Raw genomic sequence first — 1,132 nt, 5'->3', positions numbered from 1 at the left:
ACATTGTATTTCATATAGTTTGGAGCCTTTGCTATAACTTCGGGAGGATAGCCATTTTGATGAGTGTAATATTCTACATTATATCTAAATTCTCCAATCTTCGAATCAAAATACCACATACCGTAAATTTTATAATAATATCTGCTTAAACTATAACCAATATATTTCCAGATCTTACTATAATCCCAGACATAAAGATCGTGATAAAAATCTCTATATGTATACTTCGTTTCAACTTCGACCCTCTTATAAGGATCAATATTTGACAAATCCGTATAAATAGCTTTTAACGCATTGTATATTTCTTCACCTCTTCTGTATATATCCCCAAGACCAGGCACTGCCTTAATTATCAATATTGAAGCATATTTAAAAGTTTCGAAGTTGGTAAAACTTTTTCTCGGAGTCCCATCAATATATCCAACTTCGTTTGTTAAAACATCTTCTATTTTTACGGTTCCGTAACCCGGATCTACATATTCCACTCCTATTTCCCTATAAGAACCCAATTGAGGCGGAATAATTATTTGCGATTTCAATATAATTCTATCATCTTTTGCACTTGGTAAGTTTTTATCAACAGACTCTGCTAATGCGTTACTTAAAGAAAACACGAATAGAAAAGCCATTATAGATAATTTTTTTAATAATTTCACTTTTAATCCCTCCCGCATTAAAGTAAAACATTTAATTTTTTCGATATCCTTATTCGAATGCTAACCTTTTATAGCTCTCACCCCTTTTCCCCCGTGTTTACTTAAAAAATAGGGGATGCCGCCTCCTTAAAAAAGTTTTATTGGTGGTTAATATAATCTTTTTCCTCTATAATATAGTCGTTTTATGATGTCAAAAAGTTCCCTTAGAATAAAATTTTTTAAATAATATCGTAATGGAGTTTTCCTGTAAGGGAAAGGTTTCTGTCAAGTTGAAAGGAATCTGAAGTTGCGCTTGTTTATTTAAGAAAAAGCGGCAAAAATGCTTTTCAATTGGATTCAAACCATACCAGTACAGCCTTTTATGCTTTTCTATTTCGTAAGTAGATGATTAATAAAATAATTGTAATCTCTCCACATAAAATTGCTGCTCCTACTTTCTGCTGCAAATGTATAACCAACGGTTCATAATTAGAGCC

1 protein-coding gene is annotated in these 1,132 nt (G+C 31.7%); it reads right to left on the bottom strand.

Annotation, left to right across the window (positions count from 1 at the left end; genetic code table 11):
* On the bottom strand, window positions 1-656 hold a 656-nt coding region (locus tag BUB66_RS11820), incomplete at its 3' end, for a hypothetical protein (protein WP_073258744.1).
* Between the last annotated feature and the right edge of the window lie 476 nt (window positions 657-1,132).

It is taken from the genome of Caldanaerovirga acetigignens, from assembly GCF_900142995.1.
In the GTDB taxonomy this organism is placed as follows: Bacteria; Bacillota; Thermosediminibacteria; order Thermosediminibacterales; family Thermosediminibacteraceae; genus Fervidicola; species Fervidicola acetigignens.
Note: the sequence above shows the minus strand (reverse complement) of the source record. Positions and strands in the feature narration are given on the sequence as shown.